Origin of the sequence: Flammeovirga sp. EKP202, assembly GCF_014534745.1 — a bacterium.
GTDB lineage: Bacteria > Bacteroidota > Bacteroidia > Cytophagales > Flammeovirgaceae > Flammeovirga.
The window spans coordinates 106,702-124,697 of record NZ_JACVVP010000017.1 but is presented as its reverse complement, the minus strand read 5'-3'; the positions used below and the strand labels follow the sequence as shown (position 1 = coordinate 124,697).

Genomic DNA, 17,996 nt, shown 5'->3' with positions numbered 1-17,996 from the left:
TAATCTTTTAAGATCTATTGTACGGCTATTTTGAAAGATTTCTTTATTTCATCATTGTATAAAACTAAAATATACATTCCCTTTTCGTTGGTCTTCAATGTAATTGGAACTTTATTTTTTCCTGATAATGTAGCGAAAGAAGAGGATTGAAGTACTTTTCCTTCAAGATTGACCAATTGATAGTTAATAATTTCACTACCTTTTGTTTCCAATTCCACATTCGTTTCATTATTGACGACTTCGGTAGGATACACTTTTATCGATTGAAACAATGCTTGATTAACACTGCTACTTACTGGATCTTCTTCAATACTTTGGATGTTTAGGTAAGTTACAGCCCAACCCCAATTTTGATTGATTTCACCTGAACTTAGTTTAAATCGAATCAAAATAGTATCTCCTGCACTGTAAAACTCTTTTAAGTTGATTTGGTGTCTTATCTCTAAGTTTTGTGCACCATTTGAGCCTAAGTTTGAATAATGTTCCCAGAATCTATTAAAACTTGCATTATAGGATCCGGATATATTTACCCAATCATCATCTCCTTTTTTAGCTTCTATACTTACATAATCATCATCGGTTGCAACAAGTGTAACATCTTTATAGAAGAAGTTTGGATTGTCGTCTTTTACAATGATTGGAGTTCTTAAATAACAATAGTTGATTGTATTAGTTGCGTAGGGGTGTTCACTATGCAATGCCGCAAAATCAAAATTAGTCACTGAAGATTGGAAAGAAATACCTTTTGCTATAAAATCAGAAGAAGTGCTATAATCCGTAAACTCATTATAATATGAATCACTTGGCGTATAATATGGAGTGATATCTAGTGTAGTCACTTTTCCTTTGTAAGGCGTATTATTTTTATAACTAATAAATTGTATTGCATTTTCAGTTAAATCTGAGCTATCCAATTCTAATAAATGTTCTCCTTCATCATAAGAAGTGTTGAAACCTTTAATACGTTTTTTTGATTTTGAATACATTACAATTGAATCAGCAGCAGCATCTATTTTAATACTGACTTCAATACCTGTAAGGGTAGAAGTATAGCTTATTATTTCAGGTTGAGGATTGATAGGAATATCGATGGACCAAATACCTCTACCATGAGTACCTACATAGACTTGATTATCACTGTACTTCATATCCCAAATACATACATTTGGGATGATACCGTCAAGGGGGTGCCAAGATGCACCTCCATCTAATGATTCGAAGATACCAATTTCAGTACCTGCCCATAAATAGTTGTCATTGAAAGGGAAAACTAATAAATCATAAACAGCTACGTTAGGGAATCCCGTTGCTGAAGATTCATTTTGATGAAAACCACTGATGTCTACCCAATTTTCTCCGAAATCTGTCGTTTTTAATATTTTTGGAGAGTTAGCGTACGAAAATAATACATAAGCGTTTTCCTCATAAATCGGATCGGGAACGATACCCGAAATTGATCCGGAAACAGAAAGATTGTCTACATTATTACCTGTTGGACTAAATGAAACCCCATCATTTTTAGAAACATATAGAGCGTCACTAAAGTTATGTCCTGCCCAAACAACATCTGTGTTTGCTTCTGATATTTCCACATCCATGAAAGTAGAAACACCCCATTGATCGCTTGAAATAGGAGACAAGGTCCAATTGCTACCAAAATCTGAAGATTTCCATACACCTTGCTCACCAATCGCAAATACTACATCAGGATTTTGCTTAGAGTTTGCCAATTTTGTAATAAATGGAGCATTTTCTCCCTGATCTTCTAAGCCATTAGTACTTTCAAAATAAACACTTCCTCTATTATTACTTTTATAAATAATATTATTATAAATAGACCCAAGCAATTTATCTTCATCTTCACTATGCCAGATAGCATCAAAACCATCACCTCCAATAAACATTCTGTAATTTGAATCTTTTGTTGGATTTGTAGACGAAATCCAAGTACCGTTATCTTGAGAACCACCAATATATTGATTTACACCACTTCGCTTATCAATACCGTAAAATTGAGTCGTATTGTATCCATAACCTGCAAATGTCCAATCTCCATTATCTTCACCTGGGTTAGTACCCGTATTGGAGTAATAAACACCTCCATCGTTAGTATTGATGATATAAAATTGATTTTCTGTTGTTTTTACAGAGACGAAAGAATGATGATCGGGGTGAAGTCCTTCTATAATAGTGCTTCCATTTCTAAAGAAAGAAGGGTTGATCGTTCTTCCACTTGCTCCGTAAGCATCAGATACCCTCTGGAATTCGACATTATTATCTTCATCCAAAATATTTATCTTCCAAATATCAACACCCCCAACATAGAAAGAGTTTTCATCATAAGGGTGAGCTAAAACAGCGTTATCGTACCAACCTTGACCTCCAAGTACCTTTATTTCATCGTTTGCTCCTAACAATGCCCAAGTATTACCGGCATCCCTAGATAAGTACAAATTTCCATCTTCACTTGCATCTCCATTACCTGCAATTGAGGCATAAATGAAGTTTGGATTAACTTCAGAAATTCCTAATTCAATTCTACCCGTTACTCGATATCCGCTCAACAAACTCCAGGATTGTCCCATATCAGTTGATTTTAAAATCCCTTTGTTATTGATCGTAGCATATTGCACATTAAAGTCGTCTGGACTTGCAACTACCTGATGAATCGCAAATGAAAAACCACTTCTTCTTTCTTCATAAGTTTTCGTCCATGATTCACCTCCGTCTTTACTCACAAAAATGGAAGACCTGTAACTGTTACCTGGATTGGCGGAGGTACAAACCGTTAAATTATCTGCATTTGTTGGATCAATTATTAATCGATTTACGATTTGGAAATCTTCATTGTTTAGAGTGTTTTCTAAACTAAACCAAGTATTGCCACCGTCAGTTGATTTAAAAACACCATCACCTTTTACACCGTCAATATTTCCATATCCTTCACCAGTACATGCATACAATATATTAGGATCACTTTCAGATTGACTAATATGAGAGACAGAAAGAGTTGGTAAATCATCTGTTAGGGGAGTCCAGTTTTGACCTTTGTTGGTTGTTTTCCAGATGCCACCTGATACAGAACCAATAATCCATGTATTGTTAGAAGGATCATTTTTATCAACAACTAATGTTCTAGTTCTTCCGGGGACATTTTTTGGCCCCCTTTCGATCCATTGTTCGTCAGTAACTGTTTGTGCTATACGTCTATTACTTTTAAAATAAGCATTAGCCTTCAAGGTTTCCTTTAGCTTATAACCTTTTTGGTACTGTGCTTCATTTTGTCCGTCTCTTACTTTTAACGAACGCATGAGTTGAAGAAATTTATCAGGTTTATCAGACTTGATATATCCTTTCGCATTCTTTTTTAATCTTTTTTCATTATATCTCTCAAAGACAATGTCTTTTGACTGATGTTGAATGATTTCCTCTGAATGGTGATTTCCTTGGTAGAAATAATAAAATACACCAAAAGTCATAAGGAAGAGTAATCCTGATAAAAAGTGTTTTTGATTGATCATTGTTATTTATTAGTAATTCTTTATTCGAGATGAATTATTGATAAACAAAAAAATATAAACCTCCATATTACTATAAAGGGTTATAAGATAGAGCTGTACTATAAGGAACTCCAAATATATGTAAAGGTTGTGAAAGTAATAGATATAAGAGGTTTTAGAATAGATTTTTAGAAATATTAAGAATATACAATTTTTGAATCGGTCCTTTTGAAAAGGTATAAACTTGTAACATGATTAAACTATAAACTTTTATCATTAATTTACTTGAATAATACAATAAATAATCTTTAAAAGTATTACTTTTGAAAGAAGACTATTATTATGAACATTTAGTTGAGGAATTGAAGGCTTACAAAAAAGTCTATCTAAGTTATGAGAGAGAATAAAAATCAAAAAAATAATAGAAGATCTGACAAACCTCGTATTGGTATTACTATCGGCGATTACAATGGAATCGGACCGGAGGTTATCGTAAAGGTTTTGCAAGATAAACGCATAACAAATATTTGTACACCGGTTGTATATGGTTCGGGAAGAATTCTGACTAAATACAAAAGGATTTTAGCAATAGAAGATTTTACTTATCATCAGTTTAATAACAATAGTTATTTGCATGATCAAAAAATTAATGTGGTCAACTGTTGGTCTGATGTTCAGGAGTTAGAACCTGGTAAAGTAAGTGAATCAGCAGGGAAGTGTGCTTTCTTATCTATTGATAAAGCTTCTAAAGACTTAAAGAGCGAAGTAATTGATGCAGTAGTAACAGCACCAATTAACAAAGAAAACATCCAAAGTGATGACTTCAAATTTGCAGGTCATACAGAGTACTATCAAGAGAACTTCGCTACCAATGGAGATACACTCATGACCCTTTGTGAAGGTAATTTGAGAGTAGGCGTTGTTACAGGTCATATTCCTTTAAGAGATGTTGCGGATAGCATTACTAAGGAGCGTTTGAGTTCTAAATTAAATGTCTTTCTAGAGTCTTTGAAGAACGATTTTGGTATTGCAAAGCCAAAAATTGCTGTAATGGGTCTAAATCCTCATGCAGGTGAAGGTGGATTACTAGGTGATGAAGAAATCAATGTGATCACTCCTGTAATCAAAGAATTTAAGAAAAGAGGTAATCTAGTTTTTGGTCCTTTCCCTTCAGACGGTTTCTTTGGAACAATGTCCTTTAAGAATTATGATGGTGTACTTTGTATGTATCATGATCAAGGATTAATTCCATTCAAATTACATGCTTTCGAAAATGGTGTGAATTACACTGCAGGATTAAGCATTGTTAGGACATCTCCAGACCATGGAACAGCGTATAATATTGCAGGAAAAGGTATTGCTGATGAGAAATCATTTAGAGCGGCACTTATGCAGGCTGTAGATATAGTAAAAGTTAGATCTAATGTCATTACAAATCAGATTCGACCTAATGCAAAACAGATGCTTCAAGACCGTAAAGATCAAATGAAGGTTCAAAAAGCATTAGAAGTGGCATCTGAAGGAGTTGAAGAGTTTGACTTGAGCGAGCTAGAAGCAGGTGAACGTAAGGAAGAACAAGTGACTCGTCAGCAAAAAATGCTCGAAAATAAGAATAAGGGAGGTAATCAAAAACAAGATCGCCGACCTAATAATCAAAATAAAGAGCATTGGAAGCCAAGAAAAAACTTTAATAAAGGAGGAAATAGAAATGCGGGTGATCAAGATCAAAAATCAATTAAACAAAATAAAGAAGCTAAACAGTAAGGCAATAGTATTTCCATTATTGTTTTCCATGGTGTTTTTAACGGGTTTTGCAGGGCCAAATCCCGTTTATGAATTATGGAAAAAGCTTTTAAATGTTGATTGGGAGTATAAATACAGTGAGGAATTTGAAATGGATGTACCATTGCCAATTTTTCCAAGAGATGTGAAAAAGTTGGACGGTACAGAAATTACAATTAGAGGATTTGTATTACCCGTAGAAACTACTGATGGTTCAATTATAGTTTCTTATTATCCTTTTTCAAGTTGTTTCTTCTGTGGTGGAGCTGGTCCTGAATCAGTTATGGCTATCTTTCTTAAAAATGAAAGAGAAATTGATGAAGAAGAGGCTACTTTCAAGGGGATTCTTCATTTAAACGATGAAGAGACTGGATTAATTTACGAACTTAAAGATGCTGTTGAGGCAAATTCTAATTTCTAAGATATGGACGAGATAAAAGAATTATTTATTAAATACCTTGAGGAAAAGAAATTAAGGAAAACTCCTGAACGCTTTGCCATCATGGAAGAAATATACGGTAGAGGCGGACACTTTGATGTTGAATCGCTGTATATTAATATGAAAAACAAAAACTATAGAGTCAGTAGAGCTACGGTTTATAATACATTAGATTTGCTTTTGGATTGTAATCTAATTACTAAACATCAGTTTGGGAAAAACTTAGCCCTTTATGAAAAGGCTCATGGTTTCAAACAACATGATCATTTAATCTGTAAAGAGTGTAATAAGATTCTTGAGTTTTGTGATCCACGTATTCAAAAAATTCAACAAATGGTTGAAGAGATTTATAACTTCGAAATTGAAAGTCATTCATTGAATTTCTACGGAAGCTGTAAGAATGAAAACTGCGAAGGAAAGCAAAATAAAGAAGAATTTACAGAACAATAAACGGAATATCTTCAGAAAGAAAATAACCTACTTTTAATCGAGTAGGTTATTTTTTTTATAGAAGGAATTTACTTTTTCTGAAATGAATTGGATATCTAATGAAGTGAGTCCGATATAAAGAGGTAAACTTAATAGGGTGTCAGATAGTTTTTCAGTGACAGGTAGATCTCCTTTTTTATAACCGAGTTTACTACAAGCTTTTTGTAAATGTGGTGGAACAGGGTAGTGGATTTGTGTATTAATCCCTTCAGTAGTTAAAAATTCCTGTAATTCATTTCTTTTATCACATTCAATGGTGAAAAGATGATAGACCGAAATAGAATTTGCATCAATATGTTGTGTTCTAATACCAAGATCAAGATACTTTTTATATTCAGTTACCATTTTCTGACGTTGACTATTCCAATTATCCAAGTATTTTAATTTGATACTCAAAATTCCAGCTTGAATTTCATCTAGTCTAGAATTGCAACCACTTAAATCCGCAAAATATTTTTTTAAACTACCATAATTTCTAAGCATCAGTAATGTTTCTAATAAAGAATTCTGGTTTGTTGTAATTGCACCCCCATCTCCAAAACAACCTAAATTTTTAGCAGGGTAGAAGCTAGTCGCGTTTAATACACCAAAACTTCCTGTTTTATGCCCCTTGTATAAAGCTCCTTGAGCCTGAGCATTATCTTCAATGATAAATAAGCCATTTCTTTCAGCTATAGAACATAATTGGTCCATTTCACAAGGGTTGCCATAAATATGAACCACAATGATTGCCTTCGTTTTAGTAGAGATCTTTGCTTCTACTAGATGTTGATCAATAGTATACGTCTTAGGGTGAGCATCTACTAAAACTGGCGTTGCTCCAACATCCATTATTGCCAAAATTGTAGCAATAAAAGTATGGGCAGGAGCAATCACTTCGTCTCCTTTTTTGATTCCTAAAGCTAATAAAGAAAGCTTTAGTGCATCAAATCCATTTCCAACTCCTATACAGTGAGAGGTATTAGAATAAGCAGCATATTCCGTTTCAAATTTTTTCAACTTATCTCCAAGTATGAAATGATTTGATTGAACAGTATCTAAAATATCTGCTTCTAATTCTTTTTTAATTAATGCATTTTGATGCTCTAAAGAGACGAATGGAATGTTTTTCATTTACAGAATATCTTTGATGACTTCAAGTCCCATACTTCTTGAACCTTTAATGAGAATAAGATGATCACGAATTGGCTGTTCTTCTAAAAACGATATTGCATCTGCTTTAGTCTTAAAGAATTGTCCCGCATCATTCTTATGCTCAAAGAATCGTTCACCAATAAATATATTTATATCAAAGTTCAGTTTTAAAGCTTGATCAACAATATTTTGATGCTCTTGTTTACTGATTTCACCTAACTCAAACATATCTCCCAAAACAAATGCTTTTGCAATTGAGCTTTCAATCTTATCTAAATTTTCTAAGGCAACCTCTACAGAGGAAGGATTCGCATTATAGGCATCTAAGATTAATGTGTTTTTTTCAGTTTTAAGTATTTCAGATCTATTGTTAGTCGGTTTATATGAAGCGATGGCTTTATTCATATTTTCAACCGAGATACCCAATTTTTTACCTACACAAAACGCTGTAAGAATATTTTCGAAATTATAAGCACCAAACAATTGGGTCTCAATCTTATTTTCCTGTCTGTCTTGATATACAATAAATGGATTTACTTCTATAAACTCAAGATTCACATAATCATATTCCTGACCATAGTAAACAGGAGATTTCATACGCTTTGACATATTATAAAGAATAGCGTCTTTAGAGTTGATATAAATAACTCCTTCATTTTTTATAAGATAATCGAAAACCTCACTTTTGGCTCTTACATTTTGTTCAAAGCTTCCAAACCCTTCAATATGATCTTTTCCTATATTGGTAACGAAACCTTGATTAGGTAATGCAATTTGGCACAACTCGGCCACTTCTCCGACGTGATTATCACCCATTTCTATCAATGCCACTTCCGTTTCTAATGGCATAGAAAGTAAAGTCAGTGGAACTCCAATATGATTATTGAAATTACCTTTAGTTGCGTGTGTCTTAAAAGTAGTAGAACATATTTTCAATAAGATCTCTTTGGTAGTTGTTTTTCCGTTTGAACCTGTCACGGCAATCACCGGAATATTGAACTGCTTTCTGTGGTACTGGGCTAACTCTTGTAAAGTGGTTAATACATCTTCAACAAGTATATATTGATCTGAAATAGCTACTTCTGGATCGTCAACTACACAAAATTTGGCTCCTTTTTCTAAAGCAGATTTAGCATATTTATTACCATCAAAATTTCCTCCTTTCAAAGCAAAGAAAAGGGAGTTTTCTGGTACATTTCTAGAATCGGTTGTTATAGTACTGTGTTCTAGGTAGATAGTGTATATTTTTTCAATATTCATATCAAAGATGGATTTTTTTTATGCAATCTGTTAAGATATTTTCTATTATGCAATTATCTCGAAATTTAGAAAGTGATAAAAGTCATGTTTATGAATTTCTATAATCACTCAAAAAAGTAACAAAAATATCGCAAATTGCGAGAGTAAAACATTTACAAATAAACTTATAATTAATTTTTTAAATCTCGCATAAAATGAAAGTAACTGTAGTTGGAGCTGGTGCAGTAGGTGCAAGCTGTGCTGAGTATATCGCTATCAAAGATTTTGCAGACGAAATCGTCGTAGTTGATATCAAAGAAGGATTTGCAGAAGGTAAAGCAATGGACTTAATGCAAACTGCATCTTTAAATGGGTTTGATTCTACAATCACTGGTGTAACGAATGATTATGCTGCAACTGCAGGTTCTGATGTAGCGGTAATCACTTCTGGTATTCCAAGAAAACCGGGTATGACTCGTGAAGAGTTAATCACTACAAACGCTAACATTGTAGAAACTGTAGCGAAGAATTTGATTGCAAATTCTCCAGACGTAATTATCATCGTAGTATCTAATCCAATGGATACAATGACTTACTTAGCTGCTAAAGCTACTGGTCTTCCTAAAAACCGTATCATCGGTATGGGTGGTGCATTGGATAGTGCTCGTTTCAAATATCGTTTAGCTGAAGCTTTAGGTTGTCCTCAATCTGACGTTTCTGGTATGGTTATCGGTGGTCACTCTGACGTAGGAATGGTTCCATTAATCGAGAAAGCTACTCGTAATTCAGTTCCTGTATCTGAATTCTTAACTGAAGAGCAAAAGTCTTCTATCGTTGAAGCTACTAAAGTAGGTGGTGCTACACTTACTAAATTATTAGGTACTTCAGCTTGGTATGCTCCAGGTGCAGCAGTTTCTGAATTAGTGAAAGCTATCGCTTTAGATTCTAAGAAAATGTTCCCTTGTTCAGCATTATTAGAAGGTGAGTATGGTTTAGAAGATCTTTGTATCGGTGTACCTGTAGTATTAGGTAAAAACGGTATCGAGAAAATCGTTGAAATCGAGCTTTCAGAAGACGAAAAAGCAAAATTACATACTTCAGCTGAAGGTGTGAAGAAAACTAACGGTCTTTTAGACGTTAAAGCTTAGTTTATAAGCCAACGTAATTGATAAGAAGTGCCCATCACTATTCATTTAGTGGTGGGCATTTTTTTGTTAAGAAGTTTTTGTATTTCAACCGTTATAAATCGTGATTTATATGTATAAGATCAATATGAATTTATTAGTTTTGTAATATGTTTCTTCTAATTTTTCCCAAACCAAACATTAGCTGAAACACTTATTAATTTATAAAAAGAATTATTCCCTAAAATATGAGAATCGGTGTTATAGGAGGAGGAATATCAGGGCTAACAGCAGCCTATTATTTACAGAAAAAAGGTCATACTTGTCTTGTTTTAGAAGCAAGTGATAGGACAGGAGGGTGCATTAAAACGGAGAAAATTGATGGACGCCTGTATGAGAATGGACCTAATTCCTTACTTTTTAACGATGATCACCTCTCTCTCATCAAGGAACTTGGCATCGAAGGCCAATTACAAGAAGCTGCCGACGTCAATAAAGATCGATTTATTTTAAAAAATGGTAAATACAATGTATTACCATCGGGTCCGCAAAACTTCTTTTCCAATAAGTTTTTTAGTTGGAAAACAAAATGGACCATAATGACAGAATACTTCAGAAAAAACAATCCTATTTCTGAAAATGAGTCATTGTATGATTTCTTTGAAAGACGATTTAATAATGAGATTTGTGATTATGCAGTCGATCCTTTTGTAAGAGGAATATATGCTGGTGATCCAAAACAACTTAAAATAAAAGCGTCATTTCCTTCTCTTTATAAAGCTGAAAAAAATCACGGTTCTATCATCAAAGGAATGATTCAGCAACGTAAAGAGAACAAGGTAAATGGAGTTGCTGTCAAAAGAAAAACAGCGTATAGCTTTAAAGATGGAATTCAAACTTTGACAAATGCATTGGCTAATAAAGTTGATGTTAGTTATAATTCTGAAGTTGAAAGCATTACAATTGTAGATGATGTGTTTTCTGTAAAGACCTATAATGATGAATTTTTATTTGATAAAGTCATCATTGCAACACCAGCTGAAGCTACATCTCAAATCTTACAATACCTTTTACCTAAAGTAGCTGAAAAATTAGAGAAAGTGTATTGTCCTCCAATGTGTGTTGTGCATTCTGTCTTTGCAAAAGACGCTTCTCAAAATACACCGATTGGTTTTGGAGGTTTAAACCCATCTATCGAAAAAACGTTTACTGCTGGTTCTATCTGGTCCTCATGTATTTTTCCAAATAGAACTACTGATAATGAAGTACTAGTGACTTCTTTTGTAGGAGGGACGCATACTCCTGATAATGCTAAATTAGAAGAGGCAGCGATTAAGAATAATGTAGGAAATGAACTTCAGTCCACACTAGGTTTTTCTGCAGACCCTGTTTATCAAAAAACATACAAGTGGAGAAAAGCTATTCCTCAATACGATCAAAATATTTTGAATCTATGGGAAGCTATGGAAAAGTCACCTATAAAGAACCTGTATTATACAGTAAACTGGAAAGATGGTATCGCAGTTCCTGATTGTATTGAGAAGAGTAAAAAATTGGTTGAAGAACAGTTCTCTTAAACTACCGAGTTAAAAGACGACAATAGCCATTTTAATGAAGATATTACTTTCAAACTTTCAAAAATCTCTATCAGTTTTTCTAAAAAAACATTGAGATTTATGTATGTTTGCCACATATAAATTTTTAGACAAAGAATACTTATGAAATTTTTTATAGACACCGCAAACCTTGACGAAATCAAAGAAGCTCACTCAATGGGAGTTTTGGATGGTGTAACAACTAACCCATCACTAATGGCGAAAGTTGGTGTAAAAGGAACAGAAGCTGTAAACGCTCATTACAAAGCAATTTGTGATATCGTGGATGGTGATGTTAGTGCTGAGGTACTATCAACAACTTATGAGGAGATGATCAAGGAAGGAGAAATCTTAGCTGCAATTGATCCTAAAATTGTCGTTAAAGTTCCAATGATCGAAGACGGTTTAAAAGCTATTAAATATTTTTCAAGTAAAGGTATTGATACAAACTGTACTCTAATCTTCTCAGCTGGTCAAGCATTACTAGCAGCAAAAGCTGGAGCAACTTATGTTTCTCCATTTATTGGTAGATTAGATGATGTTTCTACAGATGGTTTACAATTAGTAGAAGATATCGTAACAATCTTTGAAAACTACGGTTTTGGTACTCAAGTTCTAGCCGCTTCAGTTAGACACCCTATGCACATCTTGGATTGTGCTAAACTTGGTGCAGACGTTGCAACTTGTCCATTAAAAGCGATCAAAGCATTATTGAATCACCCTTTAACAGATAAAGGTTTGGCTCAATTTATTGAGGACGCTAAGAAAATGGAAGAATAAGAAACTTTTCTTTATTGAATAAGTTACAATTACCTCATAGAAGGTAATTATTGATAATATGGGGACATTGTTATACTACAATGTCCCTACATTTATACCATGCCTTTTGTGGAAAATGGCGTATTAAATTTAATTTATTACATGTATATTATTAAAGTAAAAGGCAAAGCCAAAATTCCAAACTACATTCAGTTAAGAGACGAAGACTTCGTCTTAATTGCTTATTTTAGAGCTGATAGGCCTTTGACAAAACTAGAAAAATATGGTTTAGAAGGTAAAGAAGAAGCCCTTAAAGCTGTAATTGAGCAATTGCCTTTCGGTAAAATTCAAAAACTAGAAATCTAAAAATGGATCAAATTGTAACAATTCGAGATGTCAAAGTCGTTTTTGAGGGTGCTGTTATTCTCAAAGATATCAACTTTGATATTGCGAGAGGTGAGTTTATATATTTACTAGGGACAACGGGTAGTGGTAAATCCACTCTATTGCGCCTTTTATATGCTGATCTTTACCCAACTGAGGGTATTGTTAGAGTCAACAACTTCCAAGTCAACGATCTTCAAAAAAAGGAAATCCCTTTTCTCAGAAGATCAGTTGGTGTTATCTTCCAAGATTTTGAACTTTTGACAGATCGATCTGTAGAAGAGAACTTATTATTCGTAATGAAAGCTACTGGTTGGAGCAGTCAGCAAAAGATGAATAATAAAGTAGATGAGCTTTTAGCAAAAGTAAATCTGCCTAAAATAACAAGAGAAAAAATGCCACATCAACTCTCAGGAGGTGAACAGCAGAGAGTGGCAATTGCAAGAGCTCTTGTAAACAACCCTGACTTAATCATCGCTGATGAACCAACCGGAAACCTAGATCCAAAAGTATCAAGAGCCATCCTAGACTTATTTAAAGAAATAAATGAAAGTGGAACCAGTATCATAATGGCAACTCACCAACATTCATTTTTAAGGCTACACCCAGAAAGAGCTTTAATATGTGAAGGAGGGAACATTAAAGATATTTCTAAAGAACAGGTTCAACAGAAACTAGACTTAAATCCTAAACATGAGTAAAAGTAAGCTTCAAGCTATCGTTCAGAAAAAATGTCCCCAGTGTAGAGAAGGGGATCTTTTTAAAAATTCAGCTTTATCTCTGAAATTCAATCAAATCAATCACAGATGTACAGAATGTAATGCAAACCTTGAACCTGAGACAGGTTTTTATTACGGTGCAATGTACGTCAGTTATGGTATCAATACAGCACTGATGTTTGTAATGCTTGTCATTACCGCAGTTGTAATTGATCCGGAAGACACCCTCACTTATATCATTATGGCAGTAATTCCAATGATTGTATTACTTCCTTTTACCTTCCGATTATCAAGATCAATCTACCTCCATCTTTTCGGTGGAATCGATTATAAAGGAAAATAAAAAATGCTCCATTGTTGCTTTGAGACTTCAATGGAGCATTTCTTTTACAGCGTATTTCGATGATTATGGAATCTTTTTCTTTTTCACTCTTTTATAAGGCTCTTCCTTTTCTTTAACAGTCAAAACACCCTCTACTTTCTCATTGCCCATTGAAACATAAACAGTGTATTGAGCAGGCTTAAGGTAATTGACTTTATTGTCCTTCTCTTTCAATTCAACCGCTAAGGCTTTCTCTAATACTTTTCTATTTTTAGCATCAATAGAAAGGTCATAATGAATATAATTCAATCCTTTTTCAACTTCAATTGAAAACGTTTTTAATACTTTACCTTCTAAAGCAATACTAATTTCAACTGTTCCATCATCTTTATTATAAATTGGAATCTGAACTTCACTCTCTATTGGTTCTCCCCACTCAAAATAACCTTCTATCATTCCCCACTTTGGGTTTTCAGTAATTTCATTGATTGAAAATACTTTTAACGGTGTTTCAAAATCAGCCTTCTTAAAAGTTTGACTGATAGAGAGGTCACCTACATAGATTGCTCTACCATGAGTTCCCACTACAATTTCATTATCTCGTGGATGAACGACTAAATCATGCACAGCTACATTTGGAAGGTTACCTAATGTCATAAATGAATTTCCTTTGTCATAAGAAATATAAAGCCCGTTATCAGTACCAACATAAAGGATATCTTGATTATTCGGATCTTCTTTTACTACATTAATAGGTTCATCAGGAAGATCATTCCCTAGTTTTTTCCAAGTTTTACCTCTATCAAATGACGAATATAAATAAGGCTTGAAATCATCATTCCTATAACCATTCATGGCTACAAATACTGTATTCAAATCATGTTTTGAAGCAATCACCCTAGAAACCCAAAGATTTTGTGGTAATTCATTAGAGATATCATTCCACGAGGCTCCAACATTATCCGATAAAAATACCTTGCCGTCATCTGATCCGGTATAAAGTAAACCAAACTGAATAGGGGATTCAGAAATAGAAGTGAGTGTTCCGTAAGGTACATTTCCCTTTTTACCTCTATTTGTCAGATCTTCAGAAAGTGCTTCAAAATCTTCCCCTTTATTCATAGATCTATGGAAGCGGTTTGAACCAAAATAAACAATATCTTCATTATGACTAGAAACTTGAAGAGGAGATTGCCAATTCCAACGTAAAGGTTTTTCACTTAAACTATGTCTAGGAGTAATGTATTTTTCAACTCCTTTTTTCGTGTTAATTCTATAATAATTTCCAAACTGATAACCTGTATAAACGGTCTGATTATCACGAGTATCAACGCCTATTTGCATACCATCTCCTCCCATGATTTCTTGGAATGGGTATTTCCCAGAATTCTGCCAAGCTCTATCGATCTTAGCTTTAGATGACCCTACCCAAACTCCGTTATCCTGAAGTCCTCCATAAATATTATAAGGTTCTGCCATATCAATATTGACAGCATAAAACTGTCCAACAGGAATAGAGTTAGCCTTGAAATAGGTGTCACCACCATCATGAGAAATATTAAGCCCTCCATCATTACCTAAAATAATATGTTGATCATTTTTAGGATTAATCCATAATGCATGATGATCTACATGCACATTGGGATCTCCTTTATCTTTCCATGTTTTTCCTCCATCAGTAGACTTTAATACTGGTACGCCAAGAATGTATAAGGTCTGATCATCTTGAGGGCTTACTCTAATGTTTCCAAAATAATAACCAAAAGTATAAACTACTCGATCAAGATCGTTAGAATGTGTTTTCTTCCATGTTGTACCGCCATCTAATGATTGATACACTTCAGCACCTTTGATCTCTGTATTGAATAGATCATCTTCTGCATCACCTAGATATTCTACAAGGGCAATAGGAGTGTATTTACCCAATTGAATATCGTTTTTTATGGACTTTGCTGTATAAGACTTTGGGAAACTGTAATGATCTAAATACCTATTAATATTTTCTTCCGATTGTTCCAAAAACTTCTCTTTAGATATCGTTTTGAGTTGCTTTTTGGTGAGAGGTAATACCTCTTTTTCTTCCTGATTTTCTTTTGGATCTTGATTATCCAAGAAAGCGTACAATTTGTTAGAATCTTGATGAGAAATAGCTAAGCCAATTCTGCCAACTCCTTCCGTAATTGGAAAACCTGACTTTTTGGTCGTAACTCTATTCCAAGATATTCCTCCATCAGTTGATTTATAAATTCCTGATTCTTTTCCTGAGGCTTTAAAATTCCATGCTTTACGTGTTCTTTCCCATGCAGAAGCATAAAGAATTTGAGGATTTTGAGGGTCAATGATTAGGTCAATGATGCCCGTACTGTCTGATATATACAGTGTTTTATCCCATGTTTTTCCTCCATCATTTGATTTATAAACACCTCTATTTTCATCTTTAGAATATAAATTACCGATAGAGGCTACCCATAGTATATTCTCATCATTGGGATGTAATACAATACGTCCAATGTGTTGAGTACTTTCTAAACCTGAATGTTGCCAAGTTTTTCCTCTGTCATTTGATTTATACAAACCAAGCCCTGCATAACTAGATCGGCTCGAATTGTTCTCACCTGTACCTACCCAAATCGTATTTTGTTCACTTTTCCAATTGACTGCAATATCACCAATCGTCATAGTCGCTTCATGATCAAAAAGGGGGGTGAAATCGATGCCAGCTGTCGAGGAGTACCATAAGCCACTAGAAGCATAAGCAACATAAAATTCATTCGGATTATCTGGGTTAACATCAATATCTGTTACTCGGCCACTCATGACCGTTGGCCCTACATTTCTAAAAGGAATGTTTCTGAGGTAGGATTTCTCATTTAGCTGTTGGTGTTTTTGAAAACTTGGAAGTCTGCTCGTATTTATATCTTGAGCTTTAGTAGTTGAAGTGGAAGTCAATACTACTACTAGACTTAGTAAAAAACTAAGTGCGTAAGTTTTTTTCATGTTGAAGATTTAAATTGAATTGATTGATTATAAATATAAATATTCAAAGAGATCAATTCAAAATAAAAGCCTCATGTTTTACAGTTGTGTTCTATCTTTGAAGTGGTAGGTGATACCAAAAATTAGGTTGAATTGAAGATATGTAGTACTTGTGTTCGTCTTTCTATCAAAAACTTCTGAGTAGGGTCTTGCGGTAAGGTTTGTAATTTGGATATCATTTTCAGAGAATCCCATGTCACAAACTAGCCCTCCTATAATATTAAATCGAGGTCCAAACCATTCAAAACCAGCAGATAAATGATATAAATCCCAATAATCAAAAGACATTCTGTTATCCTTAATAGGATCAATATCTCCAAAATCTAAAAAGTTAAAATCTGTCCGAAAACCCATCAAAATATTGACATCTTCAACCACTTCATGTTTCACACCTACCGCAATATTAGTAATGGGTTTATTCGCTACAAAATATTGGCTGAAAGTATCATCGTTCGATGAAAACATAGAGTTTTCAGGTTTAAGACTTAATATTCCATATTTCTGTACTTTACCAAAAAAGCCTATCCGTGCAGAATACTCTGTCTTTTTCGTGATATAACCGATATTCAATTCGGCAGTTATTGGTAATTTATATTTAGAGTCTACTTTTTCTTGATCACTGACCTCTTTGAGCACTTCTCCAGAAGTTTCCATGGTTTCAATGATCCTCCTGGAGTTAGATTTTGATAAAAACTGTAGATTGATGTCTGATGTTTCAAAATTAAAACCGAGGTTCAAACGTTCATTAAAGTGCCATGCTATTCCGATTTTCCATAAGATAGACACTTGATTGAATCGGAGGTTTTTATAATCATTACTATAGTTGATAATTTGATTTCCTCTTGCCCAAGTTTCATTAGTGTTATTCGTGAGTTCCGCGTTTTTGATATCTATAAAGTGGGTGATACCGATGCCCAACGACTCACTGATTCTGTACGTTGTCCCAATGGCTATTCGATCATTCCTTAGCTGGTTTTTATAGTTAAAATACCCTTCATAATAGTCATTGGAATTAGGGATTTGACCTTGATTTGAGCTCGTATATTCACTCTTTGTATTCAAAAGATTGATAATAGCATAAGTGACTTTGAAATGACGTTTTTTAAGGTTGAATGCAGTGCCTGAAATCATTTGAGGTTTGGTTTCAAACTGATTCCCTTTTAAATCCACACCCTGTCCAGCTCCATTTTCAATATTAAAAAATGTATAACTCAAAAGGTCAGAAGTAAATGAAACGTTAGGGGTTTCGGTAAAGGCTAAAGCACCAGGATTATAAAAAATTGCACTGTTATCAGTGGCTCCAGAGGCGAGAGATCCACCCAATAAGTTACCATTGGCACCTTGTTGTTGTTGCCAATAGAAATTACCTTGTGCCATTACTGAAGCAATTGAGGTAATAAAGCAAAGCAATAGAAGAGGGAAATAGATTCGGAGCATGGGTTAAAAATAGAAGAAAAATAACATAAAAAAAAGC

At 34.0% G+C, this 17,996-nt stretch carries 14 protein-coding genes; 9 read left to right on the top strand and 5 right to left on the bottom strand.

Annotated elements, in window-relative coordinates; translation table 11 throughout:
* Nucleotides 1–14 precede the first annotated feature (14 nt).
* A complete protein-coding gene (locus tag IC221_RS12550) occupies nt 15–3,521 on the bottom strand; it encodes a T9SS type A sorting domain-containing protein (protein WP_188169298.1) in 3,507 nt (1,168 codons plus the stop codon).
* A gap of 372 nt (nt 3,522–3,893) precedes the next feature.
* On the opposite strand from IC221_RS12550, the gene pdxA reads away from it, so the two are divergent.
* The 3 genes from pdxA to IC221_RS12535 are packed head-to-tail and all read left to right on the top strand — an operon-like array spanning nt 3,894 to nt 6,171.
* Entirely contained in the window at nt 3,894–5,264 is a 1,371-nt protein-coding gene (gene pdxA / locus IC221_RS12545; RefSeq protein WP_188169297.1) for a 4-hydroxythreonine-4-phosphate dehydrogenase PdxA, read from the top strand.
* 28 nt (nt 5,265–5,292) lie between these two features.
* Nucleotides 5,293–5,703, top strand: coding sequence for a DUF3299 domain-containing protein (locus IC221_RS12540; RefSeq protein WP_188169296.1), 411 nt, complete (start codon nt 5,293–5,295; stop codon nt 5,701–5,703).
* 3 nt (nt 5,704–5,706) lie between these two features.
* Entirely contained in the window at nt 5,707–6,171 is a 465-nt protein-coding gene (locus IC221_RS12535; protein ID WP_188169295.1) for a Fur family transcriptional regulator, read from the top strand.
* 33 nt (nt 6,172–6,204) lie between these two features.
* On the opposite strand, the gene IC221_RS12530 is transcribed toward IC221_RS12535, so the two are convergent.
* Both IC221_RS12530 and murF read right to left on the bottom strand, forming a co-directional pair.
* The gene (locus tag IC221_RS12530; protein ID WP_188169294.1) at nt 6,205–7,323 is read right to left on the bottom strand and encodes a DegT/DnrJ/EryC1/StrS aminotransferase family protein; all 1,119 of its coding nucleotides are present in this window, start codon (nt 7,321–7,323) and stop codon (nt 6,205–6,207) included.
* On the bottom strand, nt 7,324–8,604 hold the full coding sequence (gene murF, locus IC221_RS12525) for a UDP-N-acetylmuramoyl-tripeptide--D-alanyl-D-alanine ligase (protein WP_188169293.1): 1,281 nt from the start codon (nt 8,602–8,604) through the stop codon (nt 7,324–7,326).
* 194 nt (nt 8,605–8,798) lie between these two features.
* On the opposite strand from murF, the gene IC221_RS12520 reads away from it, so the two are divergent.
* The 6 genes from IC221_RS12520 (at nt 8,799) to IC221_RS12495 (ending at nt 13,507) form a co-directional block, all read left to right on the top strand.
* Nucleotides 8,799–9,731, top strand: a complete 933-nt coding sequence (locus tag IC221_RS12520; RefSeq protein ID WP_188169292.1) for a malate dehydrogenase — start codon at nt 8,799–8,801, stop codon at nt 9,729–9,731.
* Between the two features lie 224 nt (nt 9,732–9,955).
* Entirely contained in the window at nt 9,956–11,284 is a 1,329-nt protein-coding gene (hemG, locus tag IC221_RS12515) for a protoporphyrinogen oxidase (protein ID WP_188169291.1), read from the top strand.
* A gap of 141 nt (nt 11,285–11,425) precedes the next feature.
* Entirely contained in the window at nt 11,426–12,082 is a 657-nt protein-coding gene (gene fsa, locus IC221_RS12510; RefSeq protein WP_044203938.1) for a fructose-6-phosphate aldolase, read from the top strand.
* A gap of 141 nt (nt 12,083–12,223) precedes the next feature.
* Entirely contained in the window at nt 12,224–12,427 is a 204-nt protein-coding gene (locus tag IC221_RS12505) for a hypothetical protein (protein ID WP_044204043.1), read from the top strand.
* 2 nt (nt 12,428–12,429) lie between these two features.
* A complete protein-coding gene (locus IC221_RS12500) occupies nt 12,430–13,146 on the top strand; it encodes a cell division ATP-binding protein FtsE (protein WP_188169290.1) in 717 nt (238 codons plus the stop codon).
* The gene (locus IC221_RS12495; protein ID WP_044203940.1) at nt 13,139–13,507 is read left to right on the top strand and encodes a DUF983 domain-containing protein; all 369 of its coding nucleotides are present in this window, start codon (nt 13,139–13,141) and stop codon (nt 13,505–13,507) included. The genes IC221_RS12500 and IC221_RS12495 overlap by 8 nt, the downstream gene beginning before the upstream one ends.
* 63 nt (nt 13,508–13,570) lie before the next feature.
* Here IC221_RS12495 and IC221_RS12490 read toward each other — a convergent pair whose 3' ends face one another.
* Complete coding sequence (locus IC221_RS12490; RefSeq protein ID WP_188169289.1) at nt 13,571–16,483, bottom strand: glycosyl hydrolase; 2,913 nt, start codon at nt 16,481–16,483, stop codon at nt 13,571–13,573.
* A gap of 78 nt (nt 16,484–16,561) precedes the next feature.
* Nucleotides 16,562–17,959: an outer membrane protein transport protein gene (locus IC221_RS12485; RefSeq protein ID WP_188169288.1), complete on the bottom strand. Its 1,398-nt coding sequence runs from the start codon at nt 17,957–17,959 to the stop codon at nt 16,562–16,564.
* Nucleotides 17,960–17,996 lie beyond the last annotated feature (37 nt).

Excerpts from the sequence above, each read along its gene's own strand:
- IC221_RS12495 (WP_044203940.1), top strand. The coding sequence starts at position 13,139 with ATGAGTAAAAGTAAGCTTCAAGCTATCGTTCAGAAAAAATGTCCCCAG.
- IC221_RS12500 (WP_188169290.1), top strand. The coding sequence starts at position 12,430 with ATGGATCAAATTGTAACAATTCGAGATGTCAAAGTCGTTTTTGAGGGT.
- IC221_RS12520 (WP_188169292.1), top strand. The coding sequence starts at position 8,799 with ATGAAAGTAACTGTAGTTGGAGCTGGTGCAGTAGGTGCAAGCTGTGCT.
- IC221_RS12490 (WP_188169289.1), bottom strand. The coding sequence starts at position 16,483 with ATGAAAAAAACTTACGCACTTAGTTTTTTACTAAGTCTAGTAGTAGTA.
- IC221_RS12540 (WP_188169296.1), top strand. The coding sequence starts at position 5,293 with ATGGTGTTTTTAACGGGTTTTGCAGGGCCAAATCCCGTTTATGAATTA.
- fsa (WP_044203938.1), top strand. The coding sequence starts at position 11,426 with ATGAAATTTTTTATAGACACCGCAAACCTTGACGAAATCAAAGAAGCT.
- pdxA (WP_188169297.1), top strand. The coding sequence starts at position 3,894 with ATGAGAGAGAATAAAAATCAAAAAAATAATAGAAGATCTGACAAACCT.
- IC221_RS12535 (WP_188169295.1), top strand. The coding sequence starts at position 5,707 with ATGGACGAGATAAAAGAATTATTTATTAAATACCTTGAGGAAAAGAAA.
- IC221_RS12530 (WP_188169294.1), bottom strand. The coding sequence starts at position 7,323 with ATGAAAAACATTCCATTCGTCTCTTTAGAGCATCAAAATGCATTAATT.
- IC221_RS12550 (WP_188169298.1), bottom strand. The coding sequence starts at position 3,521 with ATGATCAATCAAAAACACTTTTTATCAGGATTACTCTTCCTTATGACT.
- hemG (WP_188169291.1), top strand. The coding sequence starts at position 9,956 with ATGAGAATCGGTGTTATAGGAGGAGGAATATCAGGGCTAACAGCAGCC.
- IC221_RS12485 (WP_188169288.1), bottom strand. The coding sequence starts at position 17,959 with ATGCTCCGAATCTATTTCCCTCTTCTATTGCTTTGCTTTATTACCTCA.
- IC221_RS12505 (WP_044204043.1), top strand. The coding sequence starts at position 12,224 with ATGTATATTATTAAAGTAAAAGGCAAAGCCAAAATTCCAAACTACATT.
- murF (WP_188169293.1), bottom strand. The coding sequence starts at position 8,604 with ATGAATATTGAAAAAATATACACTATCTACCTAGAACACAGTACTATA.